This window comes from Pseudomonas arabinosi (genome assembly GCF_047758675.1).
In the GTDB taxonomy this organism is placed as follows: Bacteria; Pseudomonadota; Gammaproteobacteria; order Pseudomonadales; family Pseudomonadaceae; genus Aquipseudomonas; species Aquipseudomonas arabinosi.
In genome coordinates, this window is record NZ_CP180480.1 from 2,276,889 (window position 1) to 2,302,050 (window position 25,162).

22 protein-coding genes are annotated in these 25,162 nt (G+C 51.4%); 12 read left to right on the forward strand and 10 right to left on the reverse strand.

All coding sequences use genetic code 11. The features are described from left to right. Window positions 1-22: 22 nt before the first annotated feature. Both tnpC and tnpB read right to left on the reverse strand, forming a co-directional pair. Window positions 23-1,576 (reverse strand): IS66 family transposase, encoded by a 1,554-nt coding sequence (tnpC, locus tag ACMXYJ_RS10635; protein WP_415755988.1) that lies wholly within the window; start codon window positions 1,574-1,576, stop codon window positions 23-25. 17 nt (window positions 1,577-1,593) lie between these two features. Further along, window positions 1,594-1,953 (reverse strand): IS66 family insertion sequence element accessory protein TnpB, encoded by a 360-nt coding sequence (gene tnpB, locus ACMXYJ_RS10640; protein WP_412041168.1) that lies wholly within the window; start codon window positions 1,951-1,953, stop codon window positions 1,594-1,596. Window positions 1,954-2,111: 158 nt separating this feature from the next. Here tnpB and ACMXYJ_RS10645 point away from each other — a divergent pair, with 158 nt between their 5' ends. Then, on the forward strand, window positions 2,112-2,288 hold the full coding sequence (locus tag ACMXYJ_RS10645) for a GMC oxidoreductase (RefSeq protein WP_415760705.1): 177 nt from the start codon (window positions 2,112-2,114) through the stop codon (window positions 2,286-2,288). Between the two features lie 406 nt (window positions 2,289-2,694). Here ACMXYJ_RS10645 and ACMXYJ_RS10650 read toward each other — a convergent pair whose 3' ends face one another. From ACMXYJ_RS10650 to ACMXYJ_RS10680, 7 genes are all read right to left on the reverse strand, one after another. Continuing rightward, entirely contained in the window at window positions 2,695-4,059 is a 1,365-nt protein-coding gene (locus ACMXYJ_RS10650) for an ABC transporter ATP-binding protein (RefSeq protein ID WP_415759762.1), read from the reverse strand. 14 nt (window positions 4,060-4,073) lie between these two features. Then, the gene (locus tag ACMXYJ_RS10655) at window positions 4,074-4,880 is read right to left on the reverse strand and encodes an ABC transporter permease (protein WP_415759763.1); all 807 of its coding nucleotides are present in this window, start codon (window positions 4,878-4,880) and stop codon (window positions 4,074-4,076) included. Continuing rightward, window positions 4,877-5,920 (reverse strand): acyltransferase family protein, encoded by a 1,044-nt coding sequence (locus ACMXYJ_RS10660; RefSeq protein ID WP_415759764.1) that lies wholly within the window; start codon window positions 5,918-5,920, stop codon window positions 4,877-4,879. The genes ACMXYJ_RS10655 and ACMXYJ_RS10660 overlap by 4 nt, the downstream gene beginning before the upstream one ends. 10 nt (window positions 5,921-5,930) lie before the next feature. Next, window positions 5,931-8,141, reverse strand: coding sequence for a glycosyltransferase (locus ACMXYJ_RS10665; RefSeq protein ID WP_415760706.1), 2,211 nt, complete (start codon window positions 8,139-8,141; stop codon window positions 5,931-5,933). A gap of 5 nt (window positions 8,142-8,146) precedes the next feature. Beyond that, on the reverse strand, window positions 8,147-9,367 hold the full coding sequence (locus tag ACMXYJ_RS10670) for a methyltransferase domain-containing protein (protein ID WP_415759765.1): 1,221 nt from the start codon (window positions 9,365-9,367) through the stop codon (window positions 8,147-8,149). Window positions 9,368-9,380: 13 nt separating this feature from the next. Then, entirely contained in the window at window positions 9,381-10,406 is a 1,026-nt protein-coding gene (galE, locus tag ACMXYJ_RS10675; protein WP_415759766.1) for a UDP-glucose 4-epimerase GalE, read from the reverse strand. 106 nt (window positions 10,407-10,512) lie between these two features. Then, window positions 10,513-12,168, reverse strand: coding sequence for an FkbM family methyltransferase (locus ACMXYJ_RS10680; RefSeq protein WP_415759767.1), 1,656 nt, complete (start codon window positions 12,166-12,168; stop codon window positions 10,513-10,515). Window positions 12,169-12,681: 513 nt separating this feature from the next. Between ACMXYJ_RS10680 and gmd the strand changes: the two genes are divergently transcribed. The 10 genes from gmd to fabF all read left to right on the forward strand — a co-directional run bounded on the left by gmd (window position 12,682) and on the right by fabF (window position 23,771). Then, a complete protein-coding gene (gene gmd / locus ACMXYJ_RS10685; RefSeq protein WP_415759768.1) occupies window positions 12,682-13,713 on the forward strand; it encodes a GDP-mannose 4,6-dehydratase in 1,032 nt (343 codons plus the stop codon). Continuing rightward, window positions 13,713-14,609, forward strand: coding sequence for a GDP-mannose 4,6-dehydratase (locus ACMXYJ_RS10690; protein WP_415759769.1), 897 nt, complete (start codon window positions 13,713-13,715; stop codon window positions 14,607-14,609). Before gmd ends, ACMXYJ_RS10690 begins: the two co-directional genes overlap by 1 nt. Then, entirely contained in the window at window positions 14,610-15,755 is a 1,146-nt protein-coding gene (locus ACMXYJ_RS10695) for a glycosyltransferase family 4 protein (RefSeq protein WP_415759770.1), read from the forward strand. It abuts the gene before it with no gap. Continuing rightward, window positions 15,752-16,861, forward strand: a complete 1,110-nt coding sequence (locus ACMXYJ_RS10700) for a glycosyltransferase family 4 protein (RefSeq protein WP_415759771.1) — start codon at window positions 15,752-15,754, stop codon at window positions 16,859-16,861. Before ACMXYJ_RS10695 ends, ACMXYJ_RS10700 begins: the two co-directional genes overlap by 4 nt. 57 nt (window positions 16,862-16,918) lie before the next feature. Next, the gene (locus ACMXYJ_RS10705) at window positions 16,919-17,890 is read left to right on the forward strand and encodes a UDP-glucose 4-epimerase family protein (protein WP_415759772.1); all 972 of its coding nucleotides are present in this window, start codon (window positions 16,919-16,921) and stop codon (window positions 17,888-17,890) included. Then, entirely contained in the window at window positions 17,887-18,915 is a 1,029-nt protein-coding gene (locus ACMXYJ_RS10710) for an MraY family glycosyltransferase (protein ID WP_415759773.1), read from the forward strand. Before ACMXYJ_RS10705 ends, ACMXYJ_RS10710 begins: the two co-directional genes overlap by 4 nt. A 106-nt stretch (window positions 18,916-19,021) precedes the next feature. After that, window positions 19,022-21,016 (forward strand): polysaccharide biosynthesis protein, encoded by a 1,995-nt coding sequence (locus ACMXYJ_RS10715; RefSeq protein ID WP_415759774.1) that lies wholly within the window; start codon window positions 19,022-19,024, stop codon window positions 21,014-21,016. Between the two features lie 112 nt (window positions 21,017-21,128). Beyond that, window positions 21,129-21,464, forward strand: a complete 336-nt coding sequence (locus ACMXYJ_RS10720) for a ComEA family DNA-binding protein (protein ID WP_282479698.1) — start codon at window positions 21,129-21,131, stop codon at window positions 21,462-21,464. Between the two features lie 205 nt (window positions 21,465-21,669). Then, window positions 21,670-22,464: an SDR family NAD(P)-dependent oxidoreductase gene (locus ACMXYJ_RS10725; protein ID WP_415759775.1), complete on the forward strand. Its 795-nt coding sequence runs from the start codon at window positions 21,670-21,672 to the stop codon at window positions 22,462-22,464. Between the two features lie 32 nt (window positions 22,465-22,496). Further along, a complete protein-coding gene (gene fabF, locus ACMXYJ_RS10730; RefSeq protein WP_415759776.1) occupies window positions 22,497-23,771 on the forward strand; it encodes a beta-ketoacyl-ACP synthase II in 1,275 nt (424 codons plus the stop codon). Here the strand turns inward: fabF and ACMXYJ_RS10735 are convergent. Continuing rightward, window positions 23,768-24,325 carry a TetR/AcrR family transcriptional regulator gene (locus tag ACMXYJ_RS10735; RefSeq protein WP_415759777.1) on the reverse strand — a complete coding sequence of 186 codons (558 nt, stop codon included), beginning with the start codon at window positions 24,323-24,325 and terminating at the stop codon, window positions 23,768-23,770. The two genes, fabF and ACMXYJ_RS10735, sit on opposite strands and share 4 nt — an antisense overlap. 176 nt (window positions 24,326-24,501) lie before the next feature. Here ACMXYJ_RS10735 and ACMXYJ_RS10740 point away from each other — a divergent pair, with 176 nt between their 5' ends. Beyond that, a complete protein-coding gene (locus ACMXYJ_RS10740) occupies window positions 24,502-25,155 on the forward strand; it encodes a GntR family transcriptional regulator (protein ID WP_415759778.1) in 654 nt (217 codons plus the stop codon). Window positions 25,156-25,162 lie beyond the last annotated feature (7 nt).

Below are 25,162 nucleotides of genomic sequence, written 5' to 3' on the forward strand. Positions count from 1 at the left end.
TATCGCCAGGTGGGCCCCTCGTTTACCGTGGCATTTCCGGTGAGCAGTTCCACGGCAGCAAGGCTTCGTAGTCTTCCACCGACGAGGCATGCGGCAAGCGCTCAAGTACGTGGCGCAGCCACGTATAGGGCTCTTGGCCGTTGACTTTGGCGGTCTCGACCAAGCTATAGATCTGCGCACTGGCGGTGGCGCCTTTGGGTGTATCGCTGAACAGCCAGGCCTTGCGCCCAATCACAAACGGCTTTATTGCACGCTCCGCCGCGTTGTTGTCGATAGGTAAAAAACCAGCTTCAACGTAACGCTCCAGCCGAAGCCAGTTGCTCGCCAGATAATTAACCGCTTTACCCAGCACGCTTTGCGGTGTCACTTGGGACTGCGTTTTATCCAGCCAGCTTTTCAACTGGGCGAGGATCGGCAAGCTCTTTTCCTGCCGACCGATAAATCGCTGCTCGTCGCTGACGTCTTTCAGCTCACGCTCGATGCCATACAGCTTGTTGATCATCGTCAGCCCGATATCGGCACGCCCGGTCTTGCCCTTGGGCTGCACTTTCTGTGCTTCCACGAACTTGCGACGTACATGAGCCATGCACGCCAGACGTTCCACGCCCGGTTGCAACGCCAGCGCGTTATAGCCTGCGTAATCGTCGGTCATGACATAGCCGCGATAACTTTCCAGCAGACGCAATGGTACGTCCTGCGCTCGGCTGGAGGTGTAGTCGAACAGCACGACTTTGCGATCCGGCGGGCCGCTTGCTTGCACCCACATCCAGGATTGGCTGGTCGGGTCTCGATCCGGCTCTTTGAGTACCTGGACGCGGGTTTCATCGCAGTGGATGACCGGACTTTCCAGCAACCGCTCGCGCATCAGATTCAATAACGGTTGCAGATGTTCGCCGCACTGGATAACCCAGCGGGCCAGAGTTTGGCGGGGGATTTCTATGCCATGTCGGCTTAGCACCGTTTCAAAACGATGCAGCGGCAAGCCATCGACATACTTGGTGGTCAGCAGCATCGCCAACACGCTTGGACTGGCCATGCTCTTTTCGATTAATTGAGCGGGCTTGTCGGCGGTGACCGGCGCTGTTTCACAGCCACGGCAGCCGTAAACCTTGCGGATATGTTTGATCACGCGGATCTGCATCGGCACGATGTCCAGCTGTTCGCTGGTTTCTTCACTGATCACATGCTTGTGGCAACCACAGGCACAGGTCAGTTCGTGTTCGGGCAGTTCGTGGATGACTTCGATACGCGGCAGATCAGCCGACAAGGGTTTGCGCTTACCACGGCGTAGAGTCGGAGCAACGACTTCTTCGTCAGCGTCGCCGACTGAAGGCATCGGCTCGCTTTCGGGCTCGTTGAACAGTGCCAGTTGCGGCGTGTTGGGCTCGACCGTCTGCTCGGATTTGCGCCCGAAGATACGGTCACGCAACAGCTTGATCTGTTCTTTCAGATCAACAATGTGGGTGGCGTAAGCGTCTTTGACTTCCTGCTCGCGCGAGCGTGCTTCGTAACTCTCAAGCAGCATCTGTTTGAGCAGTACGGGATCGTCAGGAAGGTTTTCGGGCAATGGTCGCATGCCCTGGATTATACCCGTCAGGCAACAAACCTTGGAGTCAAAACCTTGTGCGGGCGGTTGCGCCAGAGGTCAAACCCATCCAGTAACCAGTTCAGTTCTTGCACCGTCAGCACGATGGCCTCATCCAGTTCATCGGGTGAAGTTTTGAACCGCTCGGATTCCAGACGCTTGAGCCAAAGGCAGAAGCCGTTGCGCTCCCAATACAACACCTTGACGCGGTTGCGGTGGCGATTCAGAAAAACGAAAAGCACGGGGTCAAACACCGCGACTTTGATATCCAGTTCGACCAGCGCAGCCAGGCCGTCGATGGACTTTCGAAAGTCCACCGGTTTGGGGTAGAGGTACACTTTTTCAACACTGGCATTGGGACGCATCATGGTGATGGGCTCCTGATGGAAATCGGGAGCACAGCATCCGTTGTCAGCTATTCGCTTGGAATGTGGGGTTCGTGGAGCGGATACTTCGCATGACCAAACCGATGACGATTGATAGTCGCGATTTGGATTATGGAAATCACCATATTGGGACTGTAAGAATGGGTGAAAGTATAAACACTGGCGTGGTAGATAAAAACTGCAGGGTCTTCGGCTTGAGCAATTTGTATGCGTCGGGCTCTGGGGTTTTTCCGACATCCGGCGTAACAAACCCAACTCTTTCACTCACAGCCTTATCTTTGAGACTCGCCGATCATCTGATTCAGAAAAGCCGATAGTAATCTTTGTATAGCTCGCAACGATTTCAGTCGCTAGAAATCTTTAGGGGATTAACCGGCAGTCCTGCTTGATAGCGATCAACCTTAGAACTCTGATTGGTCGCTATCATTTATTTGTAACCGCTCCACGAACCCCATATTCAAAGCCGCGATTTGATACTTGATGCCCGATCTTTTTTAGAAGCCAGCGGCCAACGCTTACGTTCAAACTAATCCTAAGAGTTTACAAAAATCTGCTAAGTATGAAATCTGATAAGTTTGGAGAGTTAGGTGAGCGCTTTGGCGAGTATGATTTAATAGTTAGTGTCTGATTGTTTTATTTGTAAGTTTAGATTCTCGAAAGACACATCATAATCAATGTGCTCCCCCTGGTTAGGTGTAGAGCACATTTTTCTTTTGGTAGAAACTAGTCAATTGACCTTAGCGATACTTTATAGTCGACATGAACTATTCCCCATAGATCGCGCCCTATAGATTTGTCCGGGAAGCGAACGTTGAATCGCGTAGCCCCGGGGCAAAAATCGATAACGCTTTCGACAAGGGACTGACCATGATTCGTCGGGTTGTTGTCTAATGTGCCAATTCCTGCTTGTACACCATACTCCCCAGGGCAAAGTGGACTTTTGAATGTAAATTCCATTACTTGAGGAACATGCGGAGGTGCATCCGATGCATATATGTCGGAGTACATTGGGTTGAAATGCAAGATTTGTCGACCTGAACTGTCGGTAATACCCACGTTAAGTACGCTTTTAGGCGGTGGTGGGCTTTTGATCCGATAGAAAACACGAATGGTAACGTGCTCATCAATACCAATTGAGTCGGTGTCGACCCCCTCTGCATTTATGACGCAGATATCATCAATTCTTATTTCGCCGCTACCCGTCCTCATCGCCTCAACACGTTGGGCGAATGCGGAAACTCGAGCGCTATCGAGTATTGTGTCAGCTTTTGAAATGTCGCTTACTGGCTCGCTAGGGGATACTTCAGTATTGCTGTCTTCGCCTAATCCCGCACGAACTAGGCGGCTGAATATTTCACTTTGATAGGCCGTACCAACATCGGACGCCGAACCGTATAGTTGAACTTTCCCCTTGTTTAACCAAAGTCCTTCATTGCAAAGTGAGCGTATAGAGTCCGCGGCATGAGTCACATAGATAAATGATGTGCCGTTGTCTAACATTGTTCGAATTTTGTGCAGGCATTTGTTCTGGAAATATGCATCGCCGACGCTTAATGCCTCATCAACAATTAAAATGTCCGGTTCAACGTAGACTGCACAGGCAAAGCCTAGTCGTACAGCCATACCACTGCTGTAGGTTTTGACTGGATGATCAATTGCTTCTTTTAGTTCGCTAAATTTTACTATGTCGGGTAGTGCTCTTTCTATTTCATCTTTATGCATGCCGTGAAGCATGCAAAACTGACGGATATTTTCACGACCCGGTAGTTCAGGGTTAAATCCCGCTCCAAGCTCAAGCAGTGCGGATACTCGACCATTTACTTGTACGCTACCGCTTGTGGGTGTCAACACACCTGCTAATACCTTGAGAAGCGTGCTTTTGCCACTTCCATTTTCGCCAACAATACCTAGCCGGCCACCTCTTTCAAGCGAGAATGATATGTCATCCAAAGCTCGAGTTTCATGAGCATAGCTTTTTTTGCCTCTTGATAGTATTTCAAGAAGCCTATGGTGAGGTGTAGCGTAAGTGTAATAACGTTTGGAAACGTTTTTAAGTTCGATAATAGGGCTATTTGCTGTATTGTTCATGCTGTTCTCGTTAATCAAATGACATCAGCAAAGCCGGGCTGAAGTTTTCTAAAAATCAACGCCCCTACTATTAACACTACTATAGAAATTACACCCATAGTTCCGAGTGTTACCCATGACACCAAAGAGCTTCCAAAAATAGCATGTCGAGATAGTTCGACAAGATAATAAAATGGGTTGTAGTTCATTATGATGTTTCTAATCCAAAATGCGCCGTGACTTTCTATCAGTGTCGCAGGGTAGAGTATTGGCGTTAGCCAAAACAGGATTGTTACACAGACCGGAATAGCCTGCGACAAGTCGGGGACATAAACGGCCAAGGCTGATACCGCATAAGCGACCCCGATGGTGAACATCAACGCTATAAGCCAGATAAATACATACATGTATGCGGAGCCGGCCAGTGATATGCCAAAATACAGCATTAGACATGCTGTGAGCGCTAGTATAATTGCTTGACTCAGCAATGCAGAAGCTAAAGGTATTAAGGGAAGGATCCAGGACGGGAAGGCTATTTTATTTATTAAATAACTGTACTCACGCAAAATACCCGTACTTCGTACTACTGTTTCTGAAAACAAGATCCATAATGAAAACGGCACAAAATAAAATAATGAGAACGGTATATCACCGTAACGCTCACCCATGCGTCCGGTCATTAGAACGGAAAATACGACTACGTTAATAATGGAGTAGAGAAGTGGTACGCCAATATTCCAAGCCATACCGGCATAGGAGCCTGCATATCGATTTTTTAGATCTCTTTTAGCGAGAGACCACCCCAGCAATAAAGAGGTTTTTATGGTGAAGTTAGAGCTCATGCCGGTAGCCTGCGTAGAATGTTTCTGCTTGTATTAATCGAGGGGAGTTCAATTAATCTATATAGAGGTATGGCTACGAGTATCGCAATAGTTAACCATGCTGTAAATCTTAAAAGAGGAGGTAAACCAGCGAGTGGAATATTGTGAGGTATGAAGATATGTGTCAGATAAATTGAATAAGATACAACCCCGGTGGTTGTGAGTACTTTGGAGTGTATAATTACTCGCTCAAAAGCTATAGCATAAAATATGAATAGTGCAGGGATAAATGCAAAGGTCATATAATTAATGCCCCAGTAAGAATACCACAGGCTGTTTCTTGCGAGGATGGTGATGATCACGCAGTACGTTAATGCTAAGAATAGGGGTTTAGATATGTTCCTGTTCTTGTATAGAAATGCTAGAAGACCTAAGAGGAAGAATGAATACATTAGAAAAAATTTCTGAATGTCATTCTTGTCATTGATGAGGTCCGGCGCAAGTACCAATCCGCAAATGCACAGTACCAACGTTATCAGGGAAGTGTTGTTTGAAAGTCTATTTTGGAATGCTATGTATATACTGCATGCTAAGTAAAATAGCATCTCGTAGGCCAATGTCCACTCCAAGCCCTGAAATATAGTTGGTGTATCTTGCCAATAAGTTGTCATGGTCATATAGGAGATCGAGTAACTAATGGGGGCATTAGCAAACTCTTTTGTCACCACTTCTGCTACGTGGCGATCCCCCAAGAATGCGAGCCCAACTATTCCTGCTGCCAGATATATCGGATAAAGGCGCAAAACACGCCTTACCCAAAATGAACGAACAGTGGTAGGTTGAGATTTATCTTTTGATTGCATTGACCAAGGAATAACATACCCACTAACGCAGAAAAATATAAACACCCCTATAGTTCCTATGTTTATAGAGTTGTTTTGTATGGCGATTAAGTTTCCATTTATAGCAATGCCGAAGTGAGAAAGAAGCACACACAGAACCGCTATTGCTCTTAGCTGGTCTAAAGCTTGTAGTCTATTAGAGGTGGGGATGATCGACATTTGGATTATCTCACTCCGATACAAGCGACTGATACAGCTCTACCGAAGATGCCGCCATTTTTTTCGCAGAAAAATGACTCTCGTACCGTTGTCTTCCATTGCTTCCCAGCACAATGCGCTGTTCCGGTTGTTCTAATAGCTTCACGAGAGCGCTGGTCAGGGAGGGTTCGTCTCCTGGAAGCGCCAATAGGCCAGTTTCGTTGTCGCTTACCACCTCAGGAATGCCGCCAGCGCTGCATCCAATGACAGGTTTTCCGAACATCATTGCTTCTACGTATATTAGCCCGAAAGACTCAAAGCGAGAGGGAGCAACAAAGATATCACACTCCGAATAGTGATTGCGTAGGGTCGTTTCATCAACTTTTCCATGGAAAAAGACATTTTTTCCGCAAAGTGATTTGTGAGCTTCTTCGAACTCCTTTCGGTAAGTAGATCCAGTGCTGTTGGGAATACAATCATCTCCGACAATGTTAAATGTCGCGGCCGGAAATTTTTTCACGATTGAAGGAATTGCGTTTAGCAGAACATCAATGCCTTTACGTTTTTCGAGCCGTCCTACAAACAAGATCGAAACGGCGCTGTTATTTTCACTAACGCTACTTGGTAGCCCTCCTCTCCAATCAGGCATTCCAAGGTGTGAGATGAAAAGGCGTTCTTTTCTAATTTTAATATTATAAGCAAGTTCGATCTCTTCCGAAATCCCCTTGCTTATTGATAGGATTTTCGGGCTGTTTTCTATGAGATACTTTTCTAGGTTGACAATAGGCTCTACAAAATTTTTCATTGTCGCCGCGTTTTCGGTTAAATCAGGGCGAGACGGCAGTGAAAGTTTAAGAGTAGTTTGTAAACTGGTGATCAAGGAGTAGCGACCAGAAATCAAAGTCGCAATGCCTGCGATATTCCAAATTGGAGCTTCAACAATCGATACTTTTTGGTGTGTGGATATCCGATCAATTTCATCCAAGAAGCAAGCAGATTGATCCCAATGCGACTGCGGCACCTCTAAGGCGATTGCCGCAGGCGATAGTGCTCGATGGCTGACAGCAATTCGGTGTACCCAGACGCCTTCCTCAAAATCGACTGTACTATGCGCGTTACTTCGCGCAATTACATGCACTTTATGGCCCATTTTGGCTAGTTCAGACGCCTTATCTTGGGTGAAACGTGCAATACCACCCAGGAGATTCGGAGGGTAGTCTTCGCATAGGAGTACGATAGTTTGCTGAATGCCCTCAGGCTTTAGCGGAACAAATTTCTTAAATGGTGTTGCATGAGTTTCAAGCAGGTTTTTAGTGATCAACTTTGGTGGTAAAAACGAAGCTTCCTTACCAACTTTCATCGCTTGAGCAGCATGTTCTTCGTATTTAATCAGGTCGCTAGTGGTTAGAAGACCATTTTCAATACAGTGCAAAACATCATTTCGATGATTTTGCATAAACCGTTCATTATCTTCGTCAATCTCTATTTGAGAGTGAAACGGTTTACCATGGAGGTTCGAAAAATAAACTTTCGATTTTAATACGGGGTAGCGGTACACAGCCGCCGATTGGGTGCGGATGTGGGAAGGCGCATACTTGTGATGAACGTAAGCATTGGAGAGTTGATTGACAACGTAACCACGGTCAACAAGTCTCAGGCAAACTTCAGTCTCATCCAGGTAGTAAATAAATTCTTCATCGAATCCCCCCACTTCCAGTAAAGCAGTCCTGCGGAAGGATGTGTTTGTACCCTGCAAATAAGGAAACTCATATGCCCAAGGGTAGTTATAGTGTGGCGACGGGCTGGTCATCTGCCACTTGCCATGGCCTAGCCTGTCCGCATTGGCATATTGGTACTGATAGTCATACCCTGTGTGATTGAAAACTTTCCCACCAACTGCGGCGACTTCTGCGCTGTAATATCCTTCTAATATTTGATCTAGCCATTCAGGCTCTGGAAGTGCGTCATCGTCAATGAAGGCCACAACATCACCCGAGGCCATCGCAATGCCAATGTTACGAGACATCGAAAGGTTTGCCTCTGGGCAGCGACCTATTTTTATTTTGCCTTCCCACTTTTTAAGTAGCTCTTCAGTGTCATCGGTGGAAGGGCCATTAACTACGATAACTTCAAAGTTTTGATTATCCAAGTATTCGAAACTTGATAATGTATTTTTTAGCAAGTTGGCGCGATTTAATGTGTTAATTACAATAGATACGCTGCTAGGGGAACTATTATTCATCTTTTTCACTTCTTGACTGCCTTGATTTCCATTTCGAAACACTCGCCGTTTTTTCGGCCTTGTACAACTAACTCAAAATTTATTAACCCTGCCTCTTCAAGGAGTTCTGAAAGCTGCTCCGGTACAAACATGTTGAAGTGGAAGTCTCCATCATAGTCTTGAGCCCCAAAGGTTACTTCTCTGAGCGACGAGTAGGGGTAGGTTCCGCCTGCGTATGCATGTATCATTGAGTTTGCATCAGGAACTACAGCCCTGAAAATACCCCCCGGTTTAATTAGGCTTGCCCAATAAGGTAGTAACTCTCTTCTGAGTTGTTCTTGGGGGAAGTGCTCCAATAGATGGGCGGAAAAGATTTCATCTACTTCATTTTGTTTGAATGGTAGCTCCTCAACCTCGGCGACAATGTCAACACCGGGAAGGGCGCGGCGGTCGACGTTTAAATAGCTATCAATAACGACGTGGCCACATCCGAGGTTTAGCTTTACTACATTATTTCGTGCTTTTTCGAATTTATCTGTAGAGATGATTTCTGTTTTTGCTTTTAGGTGTTCTTTGTTGCCTATTGGGGATGTGGCCCCATAACGCATTTCAAAAATCAATTCGCGTCGCACAAACTCAACGCGCCCCATCAGGTAATTTATGGAGTCCCACAGGCTCTTGATATCGTTGGCTTTATATGCGTCTTCAATCTGGTTTTGTCTGATTTGCAGTTCATCAATCTGACTTATTTTGATTTGCAGGTCATCAATCTGACTTGTTTTAATTTGCAGGTCATCAATCTGACTTACTTTGATTTGCAGTTCATCAATTTGACTTAGTTTGATTTGCAGTTCATTAAGCTCTTGTTTGAGCATTCTAAGCACCACGGGTGCCGATTTGATAAGGTTATCCTGCTCGTTATCCCTTGCTTGGATGGTCTGAGGACTTAGTTTGATTTGCAGTTCATTAAGCTCTTGTTTGAGCATTCTAAGTGCAACGGGTACCGATTTGACAAGGTTTTCCCGGTCGTTATCCCTTGCTTGGACGGCCTGCAAAGCCTCCAGGATCGAAGGTTGGGCTTGGCTTAACTGATTAATGGACTCGATCGAAGGCTGGGCCTGGCTTAACTGATTGAGGGCCTCGCGGGTCTCGGGCGATCTAATAACAGCAATTGCGATCCTCACGGCACGACCGATAATTGGCCATGTAGTCATCCGACGCGCTAAGTTTCTTAGTTGTGTTTTCATAAGATACTGTCACTCATTGTTGATCAGAAAGACCCGTTGGGTTTTTTGATTGCCAGTTCCATGTGTCTTTACACATGTCTTCAATGGATCTACGTGCAACCCACCCTAGTCTCTGTTTGGCGAGAGTGGGGTCGGCCCAGCATTCTGCTACATCGCCTGATCGGCGCGAAGTGATGCTGTAGTTTATTTTGACTCCAGAGGCTTCTTCGAATTTTTCAATTACTTGCAAAACACTCACACCGGATCCCGTGCCTAGGTTTACTGTTATTAACCCGCTGTTTGAGTTGTAGTAATTAAGCGCTGCAACATGACCTTCGGCAAGATCGACGACATGAATGTAGTCCCGGCGGCACGTTCCATCAGGGGTGTTGTAGTCTCCGCCAAATACACTTAATGAACTTCTTCTTCCCACTGCGACCTGAGCGATATACGGCATTAAATTGTTGGGGGTGCCTTTCGGATCCTCTCCAATAAGCCCGCTCGGATGGGCACCGACAGGGTTAAAATATCGAAGGCATGCGATGTTCCAAGTTGGGTCGGAAAATGAAAGATCCTCCAAGATGTTTTCAACGATTAATTTGCTTCTTCCGTATGGACTGGTGGCGCTGCGAGGGTGATTTTCTTTTAGTGGGGATGACTCTGCATTACCGTATACAGTTGCGGATGAAGAAAAAATCAGTGTTTTGACCTTGGCTTTTTGCATGGCGCTTAACAGGCACAACGTGCCTGAAATATTATTGTTGTAGTAGTCAAGAGGCTTCTCTACTGACTCCCCCACAGCTTTTAACCCTGCAAAATGGATAACGGCAGAAAAATTATGCTTCGAAAAAGTTTCTTCCAGGAGGGCGGCGTCGTTTATATTGCCGATAATGAGTTCTGGTTTTGTGTTAGTTATTGATTCTAGACGGTCGAGGATGCAAGGGTTGCTATTCGATAGATTGTCGAGAATAACCGCGGTATATCCGGCGCTCACGAGATTGATATAAGTGTGAGATCCGATGAAGCCCGCGCCTCCTGTTATCAGTACTTTCTTTTTCATGTGATACATTTTTAATGTTTTTTTTCATAAGTGAATTTTAAGTTTCTACCAAGCTTGAACTGGCTTTCGAGGGTGGATCCCCTCGAAGCCATGCGGCAGTGATTTTTTATAATATTAGGTCGGAAATCAGGCTGAGTCGTTCTGAGTTGGCAGGGATGCAGCAAAGGTTAATGAAGCCTTGAGCTGCTGGCGAGATGTCACCATTCAAGCGCTCACTCAATAATTCTTTTGTAAGCAGTTTGAGTACTGGGGTGGCCTCGGATAGTTCATAGATGGAATATCCGAGGTCCACTAATTTCACCCACAGGTCAAGTGGGTTATCTCCGGATTGGCTTAGTCCAAACGGCCAGAACTCAAGAATCATGATTGGGCGCCAACCGTTAATGAATAACGTCGAAGCTCCTCTGAGGATCTTTGCTTCAGAGCCTTGAGTATCTGATTTGACAATGTCAGGAAGCTTGATGTTGTTTCCCTTAAAAATAGTGTCAAGGGTCGTGACAGGTACTGAGTTTACTTCTCGAGAAGAACCGTCTGAAAATAAACGATGGTCCCCGAGGTTGAAGTCTGACTTGTAAAACAAAGCATTCGTTTCTTTGTCAGCCACAGCTGCTCGTACAACCTCAGTAATACTAAATTTGTCTGAAATCGCCAAGTTCATCTCAAGTACCCGCGCGTTTGTCTCGTCGGGTTCGAATGCAAGAATGCTGCCGTTATCGCCTAGAATTTTTGCGGCAATTGTCGAATACCAACCAATGTTTGCTCCGAGATCTAGAACACTATCGCCCGGTTTGCAGAGTCGACTGAATACTTGAGTTTCAAAAGGTTCCCACACGCCATCCCGCGCGAGGTCTCCGGATATAAATTGGTCTGTTCCAGTGTGAATTCCGAAGGGAAATGAGCTGTTTAATGCGTGTGTAGTTACAAAGCGCACGGCAGCGGAGGGGGCATTATTTATGACCTCAGCTGACCATTTTAGCGATGGAGCATGCCCCTTCGCGGCATTTACTAAGTGATAGCGTGCTGGTTGATACAGTTCGCTTACTTCATAAGTAGTAAAGCCAGATAGCAATTCGTTTTTGACAAAAAAAGCGTTGGCGCCGCTCAGATTGCAACACACCAATGAGTAGCCGTGAGCACGTAACGCGTCAACCCAGGATTGGAGCGAAGCCCCGAAGAAGTCATCGTTTTTCCACGTGTGGTTGGCGGAATACTGCATCACAACTCGAGTGGGGGGCGGGAATTTTGCGTTGTATTCAACGCAAACCAGCTTGGGATTTAGACGCTCTATGAAAGAGGCGAGTACGTGCCAGTCATTTCCGTCGATATCAAGCGAGAAAAAATCAATTGACTCTTCCCCTAGGAACGATCGGGCTCGCCCTGCAATGGAGGAGGACGTTTCGAGCGATACCATCGCTTCTAGTGCCCAGAGGTGTTCAAAGGTAGTGCCCCCCAAAGCTTTGTGGATGTCGGATATTTTATCGCCAGAGCCGTCTACCCATACACCCCGATAGCCGTCGAGGAGTAGCAAGTGAGAATTGTTTTCAAGTCCGTCTGCGCAACCTATTTCTACGAAGGTATTTGACAGAGGGCAGTTGGCGCTTATCCTCTTCAAGCACTCTCGGATGATCCCGTCTTCATCGCACTGCGCGTAGGCAGACCAGCCAGCTAGCGCAGGATTGTTCGGCATCGATGTTGCGATGCCAGCTTTTAAAGTGCGCAGTTCACCGGCGATTGCGATTGCGATTGCATCCGAATTCGACATTTTTCCCTCAGTATCAACAAGCGATTCAATAGATGTTCATTAGGCTGAACACTCCATTTAACCAGACTAATCCGCAGGTGGGTAAGAGTCACCGTATCCGCCCGATTCTACCCTTGATCAGAGAAAAAGTACGCCCTAAGTCGCCTGAAAGCGTGCCATGGGACTCAAAAGTCATGAGGTGGTCTGTGTTTTTGGTGCCTGTCAGGATGAGTTGACCGAGTGAGGGCGCCTTTCTGAATTGTGGTCGTTTTTGAGCAGTTTTGAGCACCATTGCGCTGGTTTTTAGCTTGATGGGCGCTCGTCGCGGTAAAAGGGCGGTCGGATTACATTGCCAAGAGATTGTTGGGTAGCCAAGGTTTCATTGAATTTAGCGCAATCAGTCGTCTGAAATCGCCGCGTTCTGTATGATCCACCTCAAGCAGTGTTTCGTGACCGATGCGCCAAGGCGCAGTCATGGACTGATCTAAAAAAATATCTGCCCATCAGCATACAAATGGAGTTTAGAGGATTCGCATGAAAGCAATCGTTACTGGCATCACTGGTCAAGACGGCGCCTACCTGGCGGAACTGCTGCTGGAGAAGGGGTACACCGTATACGGTACCTACCGTCGTACCAGTTCTGTCAATTTCTGGCGTATCGAAGAGTTGGGCATTCAGTCCAACCCTAATCTGCATTTGGTCGAATACGATCTGACCGACCTGTCGGCCAGCATCCGCCTGCTGCAAACCACCGAAGCCACCGAGGTCTACAACCTTGCGGCGCAGAGCTTCGTGGGTGTTTCGTTCGAGCAGCCGATCACTACCGCGGAGATCACCGGTCTCGGTGCGGTGAACCTGCTCGAAGCGATTCGGATCGTTAATCCGAAGGTTCGTTTCTACCAGGCATCCACTTCCGAGATGTTCGGCAAGGTGCAGGCTATCCCGCAGATCGAAAGCACGCCTTTCTATCCGCGCAGCCCATACGGTGTCGCCAAGCTCTACGCTCACTGGATGACCATCAACTATCGTGAGTCGTATGGCATTTTTGCCACCAGCGGTATCTTGTTCAACCACGAATCCCCACTGCGTGGCCGTGAGTTTGTGACCCGTAAAATCACTGACTCCGTTGCCAAGATCAAGCTGGGTCTGTTGGACAAGATGGAACTGGGCAACCTCGACGCCAAGCGCGACTGGGGTTTTGCCAAGGAATACGTCGAAGGGATGTGGCGCATGCTGCAGGCCGATGAGCCGGATACTTTCGTTTTGGCGACTAACCGCACCGAGACCGTCCGTGACTTCGTCTCCATGGCGTTCAAGGCTGTTGATATCACTATTTCGTGGTCGGGTACTGCCGAGGCCGAGCAAGGTACTGATGCTGCCACCGGTAAAGTGCTGATCACCATCAACCCGAAATTCTACCGCCCAACCGAGGTTGAGTTGTTGATCGGCAACCCGGCCAAAGCCAAGGAAGTTTTGGGTTGGGAACCGAAGACTTCGCTGGAAGAGCTGTGCCGCATGATGGTCGAAGCGGATCTGCGTCGAAATAAACAAGGATTTTCGTTCTGATGGCTATTGCTGGCAAACGTGCACTGATCACTGGGATTCAGGGCTTCACCGGTCGTTACATGGCGGACGAACTTCGGGCTCATGGCTACGAGGTCATCGGAATGGGCAGTCAGCCTTCCGATCAACGCAATTATCACCAGGTGGACCTGGCGGATGGCCCAGGTTTGCGTACGTTGCTGGCAAAGATTCAGCCAGATGTTGTTGTGCATCTCGCGGCACTGGCGTTTGTCGGGCACGGCGCAGCGGACGCGTTCTATCAGGTCAACTTGATAGGCACGCGTAATCTGCTGGAGGCTGTTGAAGCCAGTGGAAAATCGCTGGACTGCGTGCTGATCGCCAGCAGCGCCAATGTCTATGGCAACGCTTCGGGAGGCCTGCTGTCGGAGACCACAACGCCGGCACCGGCCAACGATTATGCCGTTAGCAAGTTGGCCATGGAGTACATGGCCAACCTTTGGCATGAGCGGCTGCCTATCGTCATCACTCGTCCTTTCAACTACACAGGTGTCGGTCAGGCAGAGAACTTCCTGTTGCCGAAAATTGTTTCTCATTTTCGTCGCAAGGCTCCAAAAATCGAATTGGGTAATCTCGATGTTTGGCGTGATTTCAGCGATGTTCGCGCTTTGATAAAGGCTTATCGAGGGCTTATCGAGGCGAAGCCACTGGGGCAGACTATCAATGTCAGCTCTGGCAATACCCATTCGCTTCGCGAAGTCATCGAAATGTGCAAAGGCTTCACCGGGCATGATATCGAGGTCGAAGTGAATCCGGCCTTCGTGCGAGCCAATGAGGTGAAAACCTTGTGCGGGGACAACTCGAGATTGCGGGCGCTGGTACCTGGCTGGACAACACCGTCCCTGGGCGAAACCCTTAGCTGGATGCTGACGGCTGAATAAATGAAGTTAATTCTTTCTGTTGAACCGGTCCGCTTCCCGCTGACCGGTATTGGTCGCTACACCTACGAATTGGCGCTGCGACTGCAGCAGAATCCGGAAATCACCGACCTGCAATTTTTTGCCGGTCGGCGGTTTTTGCCGGCCTTGCCCACGGCTGCCGAGGAGTCGGGTAATGGATACGGCCTGAAACGAGCCGTACAGAAAAACTTCCTGGCGGTTGAAGCGTATCGACTGCTTATGCCATTGCTCAGGAAGCGCGCATTAAAAGGCCATGGTGATTTTCTTTACCACAGCCCGAATTATTATCTGCCGCCCTTTGCTGGCCGCAGTGTTGCTACCTTCCACGATCTGTCTCCGTTCACCTGGTCTCACTGCCATGCGCCGCAACTTGTGCGCTATTTGCAGAAAGAACTTAAAGCCACTCTGGTAAGAGCGGATGCGCTGATTACGGACTCGGAGTACACGCGCAAAGAGTTGGCGGAGTACTTCTCCTGGCCTATTGAGCGTATCCATACGGTGCCGTTGGCCAGTTCTGCCGAGTTTCATCCTCGTAGCGCGGATGAACTCAGAAGCACGCTTTCACGCCACGGTCTTACGGTTGATGGTTACAGCCTGTTTGTCGGGACTATCGAGCCTCGCAAGAATATCGAGACGTTGCTTGACGCCTATTCCCGACTGCCTATCGAAGTCCGCAAGCGCTGGCCTTTGGTGTTGACTGGCTATCACGGCTGGCGCAACGAAAGCATTCACCAACGGCTCGAAAGTGCCCGGCGTGAGGGCTGGGCCTTTTATCTCGGCTTTGTACCCAGTGAAGACCTACCCCTGCTGTTTGCCGGGGCTCGTCTTTTTACCTTCCCTTCATTATATGAAGGGTTTGGATTGCCAGTTCTGGAGGCCATGAGTTCTGGTGTCCCGGTTGTTTGTTCAAACAGCTCATCACTCCCAGAGGTTGCCGGTGACGCGGCCCTGATGTGCGAGGCCAAAGACACCGAGACATTGACTGGACTCATCCAGCGAGGTCTGGAGGATGAGGCGTGGCGCTCCAGCGCCGTTGAGCAAGGCTTGCTACATGCCGCGAGATTTTCGTGGGAGCGCTGCGCAATGGAAACGCTTCAGGTTTATCAGAAGGTGGTCAAAGGACGATGATCAAGGTTCTGCACTTCTTCAAGACGTACTACCCGGAAACCATGGGTGGTATTGAGCAGGTCATCTTTCAGATTGCTGAAGGTGGAACTAAGCACGGCTTTGAGTCCGAAGTGCTTTATCTCAGCAAGCGAGGCGCGGCGCGTAATGAGCAGGTTGGACACCACCTGACTCATCGCTCCAAACTCGACCTGCACATAGCGTCCACCGGTTTCTCGCTATCGGCGTTCAAGGATTTTGCCGAACTGGCGAAGAAAGCGGACATTGTTCACTATCACTTTCCGTGGCCTTACATGGACCTTGTGCATTTCGCCAGTCGAATTCGCAAGCCCGCCGTGGTCAGTTATCACTCTGATATCGTCAAGCAAAAGACACTCCTCAAGCTTTATCAGCCATTGATGAATCGCTTCCTGTCTAGCGTCGACTGTATCGTTGCTTCATCACCCAACTACGCTGAAAGCAGTCCGGTATTGACGCGCTTCAAAGACAAAGTCCGTGTTGTTCCCTATGGGCTTGACCGTCAAACCTACCCGACGCCTTCTGCTGAAAAACTGGATTTTTGGCGAGCTCGTCTGGGGGAGCGTTTTTTCCTGTTTGTGGGGGCTCTGCGCTACTACAAAGGACTGGACTATCTGCTTGAAGCTGCAAAAACCACTCAACTGCCCGTCGTCATTCTGGGGGGCGGACACCTTGAGATGGAACTCAAAGCCCAGGCGAATCAATTGGGGCTGACGAATGTACATTTTCTCGGTGGCTTGCCTGATGAAGACAAAGCGGCCCTGTTAACGCTGTGCTATGCGTTCGTTTTCCCGTCGCATCTGAGGTCCGAGTCTTTCGGTATTTCGCTGCTCGAGGGGGCGATGTACGGAAAGCCGATGATTTCTTGTGAGATTGGCTCCGGCACCACTTACATCAACATCGCAGGTGAGACAGGGCTTGTCGTTCCTCCCCGCGATTCTGTTGCGCTGGCAGGCGCTATGAACCAGCTCTGGAATCAGCCAGCAGTTGCTGCTTCGATGGGAGAGGCTGCTGCTCGGCGTTTCGAAGAGGTGTTTTCAGCTGATTCGATGGCGAAATCCTATGCTGAGATTTATCGATCTCTGCTTTGAAGTGTTGCGACACAGTGCCCGAGCATTGATGTTCTTATGTATTCTTAAGGGCCACCCATGAGTTCGAAAACATTCCTGGTTACCGGTGGCAGTGGTTTTCTAGGGCGCGCTCTGATTAAACGATTGGTGCAGTTGCCTGACTGTTCTGTTGTGGCGCCGGTCCGAGCCACGTCTGTTGTGCTCCCGGCGGGTGTGCGCCTGCTACCTCTGACGAGTCTCAACGGTACAAACGATTGGAGTGAAGCCCTCACCGACGTCGACGTTGTTGTCCATGCGGCTGCTCGTGTTCACGTGATGAAAGAAGTCTCTTCCGATCCGCTGGCGGCGTTCCGTGAAGTCAATGTCGAGGCTACATTGAACCTCGCTCGCCAAGCCGCAGCGAGCGGAACGAAACGCTTTATTTTCATCAGCTCGATCAAGGTGAACGGAGAGGGTGCTGAGCCCGGCACCGTCTACAGCGCCGATGATGTGCCTGCTCCGATTGACCCCTACGGGATCTCCAAGCTTGAGGCAGAGCAAGGCTTGAAGGAGCTTGCCGCAGTTACTGGTATGGAGGTGGTGATCATCCGCCCGGTGCTGGTCTACGGTCCCGGGGTCAAAGCTAACTTTCTTAGCATGATGCGCTGGCTGTATCGCGGTGTTCCCTTGCCTTTCGGCGCTGTTCACAACCAGCGAAGTCTCGTTGCCATAGACAATCTGGTGGATTTTATCGTGACCTGTTCCGACCACCCAGCGGCTGCTAATCAAGTGTTCCTGATCAGTGACGGCGAGGACGTGTCGACCACACAATTACTGCGCAAGCTGGCGGGCGCCTTGGGCAAACCCGCCCTATTGTTGCCAATACCTGCCTGGCTCATGAGCGGTGCGGCAACGTTACTGGGCCAGCGAGCGCTGTCGGATCGTATTCTCGGGTCCTTGCAGGTTGATATCAGTAAAAACCGACAACTATTAGGCTGGACTCCTCCGGTCACCCTCGATAAAGCGTTGAGCCTGACGGCGCAACATTTTCTGGATTCCCGTAAATCATGAGTTATGGCTGGTTTATCCCTGTCATCGTTGCTGTGTCTTTTTTCCTGACCTGGGCGCTGCGTCGTTACGCTTTGTCTCGAAGCCTGATGGATATTCCCAATGCCCGAAGTTCTCATTCGGTCCCCACTCCTCGTGGTGGTGGGGTTGCAATTGTCCTGGCGTTTACATTGGCGCTCGGAATGCTCTTGTTTGCCGGGTTGATGCCTTCCTCGGCATTTTTTGCAATTGCCGGCGGGGGAGCGCTGATCGCCATTATCGGCTTTATGGATGACCACGGACACATCGCCGCCCGTTGGCGCTTGTTGGGGCATTTCGCTGCGTCGGCGTGGTTACTGTTCTGGATCGGTGGGTTACCCGTTGTTGAAATCGGCGGGGGGACTTTCGACCTCGGTTGGTTTGGCCATCTGTTGGCAGCGTTTTATCTGGTGTGGCTGCTCAACCTTTACAACTTCATGGACGGCATTGACGGCATTGCCAGCGTCGAGGCTATTTGTGTTTGCCTTGGGGCTTGTCTGTTGTATTGGGCCGGTAATAACACTCAATTGATCTGGGCTCCATTGTTGTTGGCGGTGTCTGTGGCAGGTTTCCTCTTTTGGAACTTCCCCCCCGCCAGGATTTTCATGGGGGATGCCGGGAGCGGATTCCTGGGTATTGTCCTTGGCGGGCTTTCACTTCAAGCGGCCTGGGTCTCTGCTGACTTGCTGTGGGGTTGGCTGATTCTGCTCGGCGTATTTATTGTCGATGCAACGTTTACCCTGTTTCGCCGGCTGCTCAGGGGGGACAAGGTCTATGAAGCGCACCGCAGCCATGCCTATCAGTTCGCCTCCCGTCAGTTCGGCAACCATTTGCCGGTTACAGCGGCGGTCGGCGCGATCAATTTGCTTTGGTTGTTGCCTATCGCACTAGGCGTTACGCAATTTGGCCTGAACTCAAGCCTGGGTTTGATTCTGGCCTATGCTCCACTGGTTCTGCTGGCGATCAAGTTTCGTGCTGGAGAGCTTGAAGGGCCATCGGTGAAGAACTGAGTAACAGTTCGGTCATTTAGGATTAAAGTGGATGAGATGCGCCTATATAGTTTCACCACGGTGATGCGGCAGTTGAAGGGAGAAGGCTGAGGTGTTTGAAGAGTTCATGGATAGGATCAGATCGCGCCTTGTAGGGCTTCCCAGGCGCCGGAAGAGGCTGATACAGGTCGGCACAGACATTTTGCTTGTCTGGGCAGCTCTGTGGTTGGCGTTCATCGTGCGTTTGGGTATCGATGATATGTACAACCCTTTCAGGGTTCATTTCTGGCTGTTTGTTTGCGCCCCTGTCGTCGCCATTCCTCTGTTTATCCGCTTCGGCATGTACCGGGCGGTTATGCGATATTTCGGCAACGATGCGTTGATTGCGATTATCAAGGCGGTCACGTTGTCTTCGCTGATTCTGGCGGTCGTGGTCTATTGGTACAGCAACCACGAAGCGGTAGTGCCACGCTCCATTGTCTTCAACTACTGGTGGCTTAGCCTGGTCATCATCGGCGGTCTGCGCCTGTGCATGCGTCAATATTTCATGGGCGACTGGTTCACCGCCGCCCAGCATGTACCGTTCACCAACCGCGATGACGGGCTCACCAAAGTCGCCATCTACGGTGCAGGCGTCGCCGGCAATCAACTTGTCGCAGCCCTTCGCATGGGCCGAGCCATGCGCCCCGTGGCATTTATTGATGATGATTCGAGCATCGCGGATCGTTCGATTGCCGGGTTGCAAGTCTACAAACCCAAACACATCCAACAGATGATTGACGTAACCGGCGCGCAGGAAATCCTCCTGGCTCTGCCGTCATCTACACGCGCACGACGTCGGGAAATTCTCACTATTCTGGAACGTTTCCCGCTCCACATCCGAAGCGTACCCAACTTCACTGATCTGGCCAGTGGCCGTGTAAAGGTCGAAGACATCCAGGAAGTGGATATCGCGGACCTTCTGGGTCGCGACTCGGTCCCAGCGCAACCAGACTTGCTTGAGCGTTGTATCAAAGGCAAGACAGTCATGGTCACGGGCGCTGGCGGATCGATCGGTGCGGAACTGTGCCGGCAAATCTTCTCGCTTGGCCCGACTACGCTTTTATTGTTCGAGCACAGTGAATTCAACCTCTACAGCATTCTGTCGGAATTGGAGCAGCGTGCCGGCAGGAAGTCAGTTCCTGTCCGTCTGCTTCCGATCCTCGGCTCGATCCGCCACCAGGACAAACTTCTGGATGTAATGAAAACCTGGGGTGTGGACACTGTCTACCACGCTGCCGCCTATAAGCACGTCCCGATGGTCGAGCACAACATTGCCGAAGGCGTGCTTAACAACGTCATTGGCACACTCAACACCGCTCAGGCTGCATTGCAATCGGGTGTGTCCAACTTTGTATTGATCTCCACCGACAAGGCTGTTCGCCCCACGAATGTGATGGGGAGTACCAAACGTCTCGCCGAAATGACGCTTCAAGCGTTGAGTCGTGAAATTGCCCCGGTGATGTTCGGCGACAAGGCCAACGTATCCCAGGTCAACAAGACCCGGTTCACCATGGTGCGCTTTGGCAATGTATTGGGGTCTTCCGGCTCAGTGATCCCGCTGTTTCACAGCCAGATCAAGTCCGGTGGCCCATTGACGGTCACGCACCCGAAAATCACTCGCTATTTCATGACCATCCCCGAAGCCGCGCAACTGGTGATCCAGGCGGGTTCCATGGGGCAGGGCGGTGATGTGTTTGTTCTGGACATGGGCGAGCCGGTGAAGATTGTCGAGCTGGCGGAGAAGATGATTCACCTGTCGGGCTTGAGCGTTCGTTCGGACAAGAATTTGCAAGGCGACATCTCCATCGAGTTCACCGGTCTGCGTCCCGGTGAGAAGCTTTACGAGGAGTTGCTGATCGGCGATAACGTGGCAGCCACGCAACACCCGATGATCATGAGCGCCAACGAAGATCATCTGCCCTGGGATGTACTCAAGGGCCGCTTGAGGGAGTTGCTGATTGCTGTTGATCATGACGATTACAGTCGTGTTCGTCAGCTCCTGCGCGAAACCGTCAGCGGCTACACCCCCGACGGCGATATCGTTGACTGGATCTACCAGCAACGTCGCCTCGAACCCTGATTGTTTCACATCCTGTAACGGACACACTTTTGACAGTCTCCAGACATCGCCTAAGTTTGGGAGGCAGCTTCGGAAAAGCTGCTTTCTCAATCGATGTCATGGAGCTTCATTTATGCGTACTGGCTATTTCTACTCTCTGGTTTTTGCCCTGCTCACCAGCGCCTCTATTGCGGCCATTGCTGCGCCGACGGCCAAGCCGGAGGCTGGCAATGCACCCTTGGTGCTGGAAGTTTCTCCCAAGGCACAGTCCGGCAAGGTCGATCTGAATCAGGCCGATGCGCCAACCCTTCAGCGCGAGTTGGCCGGCGTGGGCGAGGCCAAGGCCAAGGCTATTGTTGCTTATCGTGAGAGTAATGGGCCGTTTGCGTCCGTGGACGAATTGCTCGAAGTGAAGGGGATCGGTAAAGCGATTCTGGATAAGAATCGCGAGAAGCTTGAGGTGAACTAAGCTTATACGTCAGCGCCAGGGGCCGGTCATTGATCGGCCTTTTTGCTTTCTGGCGAACGCTGTGAGGGTGGGCCTTTCGTCGACACGAGAAAAATTACGCCTATCATATACAGCTGAGATTATGCCTATAATAAATTGGTTTCCGCCAAGCGTTCTGAGCCACAGGCGCTTGTCTTTCCCTTAGGCATCTCCCAGGAGCACAGTCATGAATTCTGTCCAGTCCCAAGGTACGGCCCTCGTCACCGGTGCTTCTTCCGGTATCGGTGCGATTTACGCCGAGCGGTTGGCGGCGCGTGGTTTTGATTTGTTGTTGGTCGCCCGTGATCAAGAGCGGCTGGAAGCGTCGGCTACCGAGTTGCGCGCCGAGCATGGCGTTCAGGTCGAGGTGCTGAAGGCGGATCTGACGCAAAAGGATGAGGTGCTGAAGCTTGAGCAGCGTCTTCGCAGCGATTCGAGTATCAGCCTCTTGCTGAACAACGCCGGTGTTGCAGCGGATGGTTTGTTGGCCAATGCCGACTTGGATCAGCTGGAACGCTTGATTCAACTGAACGTGACAACGGTCACGCGACTGGCCTCGGCAGCCGCCGCCAGCTTTGCCAAGGCGGGTCGGGGGACGATCATCAATATCGGGTCAGTGGTGGCCCTGTTTCCCGAGCGCTTCAACGCGACTTACAGCGCCAGCAAGGCTTATGTGTTAAGTCTGACTCAGTCGTTGAACGCTGAACTGGAGGGGACTGGGGTCAAGGTGCAGGCCGTGTTGCCAGGCGTAACACGCACCGAAATCTGGGAGCGCTCCGGTATCGACGCTACCCAGATTCCGGCGGATATGGTCATGGAAGCCGTGGACATGGTTGATGCGGCGTTGTCGGGTCTGGACCAGGGTGAGTTGATCACCATTCCTTCGTTGCCGGATGCGGCCGACTGGGATGCCTTCGTTGCGGCGCGTCATGTAATGGCGCCGAATCTTTCCAAAAGTAAGGCTGCCGCGCGTTACACGTGAGGCGTCATGAATCGGCTTGAGGTATTTGCGGTATGAGTGATCGTCGAGTAGTTGTAACGGGCATGGGCCTGGTGTCTCCGTTGGGTTCTGGCGTCGAAGCTGTCTGGGCGCGTCTGTTGGCCGGCCGTTCCGGGTTGCGTAATTTGCCGGACGAGGTGGTTGCCGATTTGCCGGCCAAGGTCGGTGGCGCAGTGCCGACGCTGGCTGACGATCCCGAGGCGGGTTTCGATCCGGACCGGGCGACAGCGCCCAAAGAGCAGAAGAAGATGGACCGCTTCATTATGTTCGCCATGGAGGCTGCGCGCCAGGCGCTGGAGCAGGCCGGTTGGCAAGCGGCGGACGCCAATGCCCAGGAGCGTACGGCAACCATTATCGGTTCCGGCGTGGGTGGCTTCGGTGCGATAGCGGATGCGGTGCGCACCACGGACAGCCGTGGGCCGCGACGTTTGTCGCCGTTCACCATTCCTTCATTTCTGGTCAACCTCGCCGCGGGTCATGTGTCGATCCAGCACGGTTTCAAGGGGCCGTTGGGTGCTCCGGTGACGGCTTGCGCAGCCGGGGTACAGGCGATTGGTGATGCGGCGCGGTTGATTCGTTGTGGCGAGGCAGACATTGCGGTGTGTGGCGGCGCGGAAGCGGCGATCGATCGCGTCAGTCTTGCCGGGTTTGCCGCTGCTCGCGCCTTGTCCAGCGGTTTCAACGACACTCCGGAACGTGCCTCGCGGCCGTTCGACAGTGACCGCGATGGCTTCGTCATGGGGGAGGGCGCTGGACTTCTGGTGATCGAATCCCTGGAACATGCCTTGGCTCGTGGTGCTCAACCGTTGGCGGAGCTGGTCGGTTACGGCACCAGTGCCGATGCCTATCACCTGACGGCAGGTCCCGAGGATGGCAGCGGTGCGCGACGGGCGATGTCGCTGGCATTGGCCCAGGCAGGCATTTCGCCGGCGCAGGTGCAGCATCTCAATGCTCATGCAACCTCGACACCGGTCGGGGACTTGGGAGAGTTGGCGGCCATCAAGGCGTTGTTCGGCACGGATAACAAAATCGCCGTGACATCGACCAAATCGGCCACCGGGCATTTGCTCGGTGCCGCGGGCGGTATCGAGGCGATCTTCACGCTGTTGGCGATTCGCGATCAGGTCGCGCCGGCCACCCTCAACTTCGACAACCCGGACCCCGCCGCCCAAGGCGTGGACATCGTCCACGGTCAGGCGCGGCCGATGGCCATCGAATACGCGCTGTCCAACGGCTTCGGGTTTGGTGGGGTGAATGCCAGTGTGCTGTTCAAGCGTTGGGAGGGTTAGTCCCGGGACTGTTTGAGATAAGCGCGAGTCACGTCGAGAATCCGCTGCGCCAGCTCGGGGTTCTCGACACTGCGTGACAGCAGTAAAGCCCCGACCAGTGTCGACATGATGACGATGCTTTGGTCGGCGGCGTTCTCGTCTTCAAGAGTGCCTTGCACTTGTTCGAGCCGTGCGTTGAGCACCACGTCAGTGGTCGGGCTTTGCTGCCCGCGCAGGCCGAGTTCCGATGACATGGTCGGCAGCGGGCAACCCTCATCGGGTGAAGTCTGGTGCCATTCGGACAAATAGGCGTCGATGAACGCTTCCAGCGGACGATCCTGGGCGAAGAGCTCGGCGCAAATCACATCGACCTGCTCGGCCGCGGCTTGCAAAGCCTTTTCCACCAGTTCGTCCTTGGACTTGAAATGCGAGTAGAAACCACCGTGCGTCAGACCCAGTGCTTTCATCAGCGGTTGCAGACCTGTCGCGCCAATGCCATCGCGGCGAAAGCGTGCTGACGCTTCCTTGATGATGCGTTGGTGGGTCTGGGCTTTATGGTCCTGCGAGTAACGCATCGGGTATCTCCGCAACAATGCGCCATATTAACCAATGAAAATGGGATGGTGATTGTACTTCTACTTCTAAAAAGCATGCAGATGCGTCGATCTTGGTAGAGCGTTGTATTAACAGGTGGCATGAATAGTGATTACTCATTAACTGACGATTGTTGAACAATCACGAGGCAATGAGTATGAACAGCGGACTGTCCCTGGCCGATCACATCACACTTGAGTTGCGCGCCGACATCATTGGCGGCCGTTTGCTGCCCGGCATGGCGTTGGTAGAAAACGATCTGGTGTCTGCCTACAACGCATCCCGCAATACCATTCGCGAAGCGCTGCATCGCCTGGGGCAGGAAGGCCTGACCCGTTATGTGCGCAACAAGGGTGTGATGGTGCGCAGGCTGGGCGTCGAGGACGTGCGGGATCTGTTCAAGGTCAGGCGCACCCTGGAACTGCAGGCCATCAGCGCGAGTCAGCCGCTGCGCGACTATCAATCCGACCGGATGCTCGAAGCCCTGGAAGCCACCGAGCTTGCCCGGGAGCGCGAAGACTGGCGCGCCGTCGGTACCCACAGCCTGGCTTTTCATCAACACATCGTCGGATTGCTGCGCAGTCCGTTGTTCGATGAGTTCTTCACCAACGTCGTCGCGCAATTGCGCCTGGTGTTCTGCACCGCCCCCGATGAATCACGTTTTCAGGCGCCCTGGTTGGCGCGCGACCGGCAGATCCATGAGTTGTTGGCCGAGGGCGACAAACGTGCGGCCGAGGATGCCATGAGTCTGTATCTCGACGATTCCGAACACCTCCTGTTGCAAATGCTTGCTCCATCTTCCCATCACTGATCGAGGA

Bases quoted from the DNA above. Each gene is read 5' to 3' on its own strand.
- tnpC (WP_415755988.1), bottom strand. From the start codon at position 1,576: ATGCGACCATTGCCCGAAAACCTTCCTGACGATCCCGTACTGCTCAAA.
- tnpB (WP_412041168.1), bottom strand. From the start codon at position 1,953: ATGATGCGTCCCAATGCCAGTGTTGAAAAAGTGTACCTCTACCCCAAA.
- ACMXYJ_RS10645 (WP_415760705.1), top strand. From the start codon at position 2,112: ATGGGTGAAAGTATAAACACTGGCGTGGTAGATAAAAACTGCAGGGTC.
- ACMXYJ_RS10650 (WP_415759762.1), bottom strand. From the start codon at position 4,059: ATGAACAATACAGCAAATAGCCCTATTATCGAACTTAAAAACGTTTCC.
- ACMXYJ_RS10655 (WP_415759763.1), bottom strand. From the start codon at position 4,880: ATGAGCTCTAACTTCACCATAAAAACCTCTTTATTGCTGGGGTGGTCT.
- ACMXYJ_RS10660 (WP_415759764.1), bottom strand. From the start codon at position 5,920: ATGTCGATCATCCCCACCTCTAATAGACTACAAGCTTTAGACCAGCTA.
- ACMXYJ_RS10665 (WP_415760706.1), bottom strand. From the start codon at position 8,141: ATGAATAATAGTTCCCCTAGCAGCGTATCTATTGTAATTAACACATTA.
- ACMXYJ_RS10670 (WP_415759765.1), bottom strand. From the start codon at position 9,367: ATGAAAACACAACTAAGAAACTTAGCGCGTCGGATGACTACATGGCCA.
- galE (WP_415759766.1), bottom strand. From the start codon at position 10,406: ATGAAAAAGAAAGTACTGATAACAGGAGGCGCGGGCTTCATCGGATCT.
- ACMXYJ_RS10680 (WP_415759767.1), bottom strand. From the start codon at position 12,168: ATGTCGAATTCGGATGCAATCGCAATCGCAATCGCCGGTGAACTGCGC.
- gmd (WP_415759768.1), top strand. From the start codon at position 12,682: ATGAAAGCAATCGTTACTGGCATCACTGGTCAAGACGGCGCCTACCTG.
- ACMXYJ_RS10690 (WP_415759769.1), top strand. From the start codon at position 13,713: ATGGCTATTGCTGGCAAACGTGCACTGATCACTGGGATTCAGGGCTTC.
- ACMXYJ_RS10695 (WP_415759770.1), top strand. From the start codon at position 14,610: ATGAAGTTAATTCTTTCTGTTGAACCGGTCCGCTTCCCGCTGACCGGT.
- ACMXYJ_RS10700 (WP_415759771.1), top strand. From the start codon at position 15,752: ATGATCAAGGTTCTGCACTTCTTCAAGACGTACTACCCGGAAACCATG.
- ACMXYJ_RS10705 (WP_415759772.1), top strand. From the start codon at position 16,919: ATGAGTTCGAAAACATTCCTGGTTACCGGTGGCAGTGGTTTTCTAGGG.
- ACMXYJ_RS10710 (WP_415759773.1), top strand. From the start codon at position 17,887: ATGAGTTATGGCTGGTTTATCCCTGTCATCGTTGCTGTGTCTTTTTTC.
- ACMXYJ_RS10715 (WP_415759774.1), top strand. From the start codon at position 19,022: ATGGATAGGATCAGATCGCGCCTTGTAGGGCTTCCCAGGCGCCGGAAG.
- ACMXYJ_RS10720 (WP_282479698.1), top strand. From the start codon at position 21,129: ATGCGTACTGGCTATTTCTACTCTCTGGTTTTTGCCCTGCTCACCAGC.
- ACMXYJ_RS10725 (WP_415759775.1), top strand. From the start codon at position 21,670: ATGAATTCTGTCCAGTCCCAAGGTACGGCCCTCGTCACCGGTGCTTCT.
- fabF (WP_415759776.1), top strand. From the start codon at position 22,497: ATGAGTGATCGTCGAGTAGTTGTAACGGGCATGGGCCTGGTGTCTCCG.
- ACMXYJ_RS10735 (WP_415759777.1), bottom strand. From the start codon at position 24,325: ATGCGTTACTCGCAGGACCATAAAGCCCAGACCCACCAACGCATCATC.
- ACMXYJ_RS10740 (WP_415759778.1), top strand. From the start codon at position 24,502: ATGAACAGCGGACTGTCCCTGGCCGATCACATCACACTTGAGTTGCGC.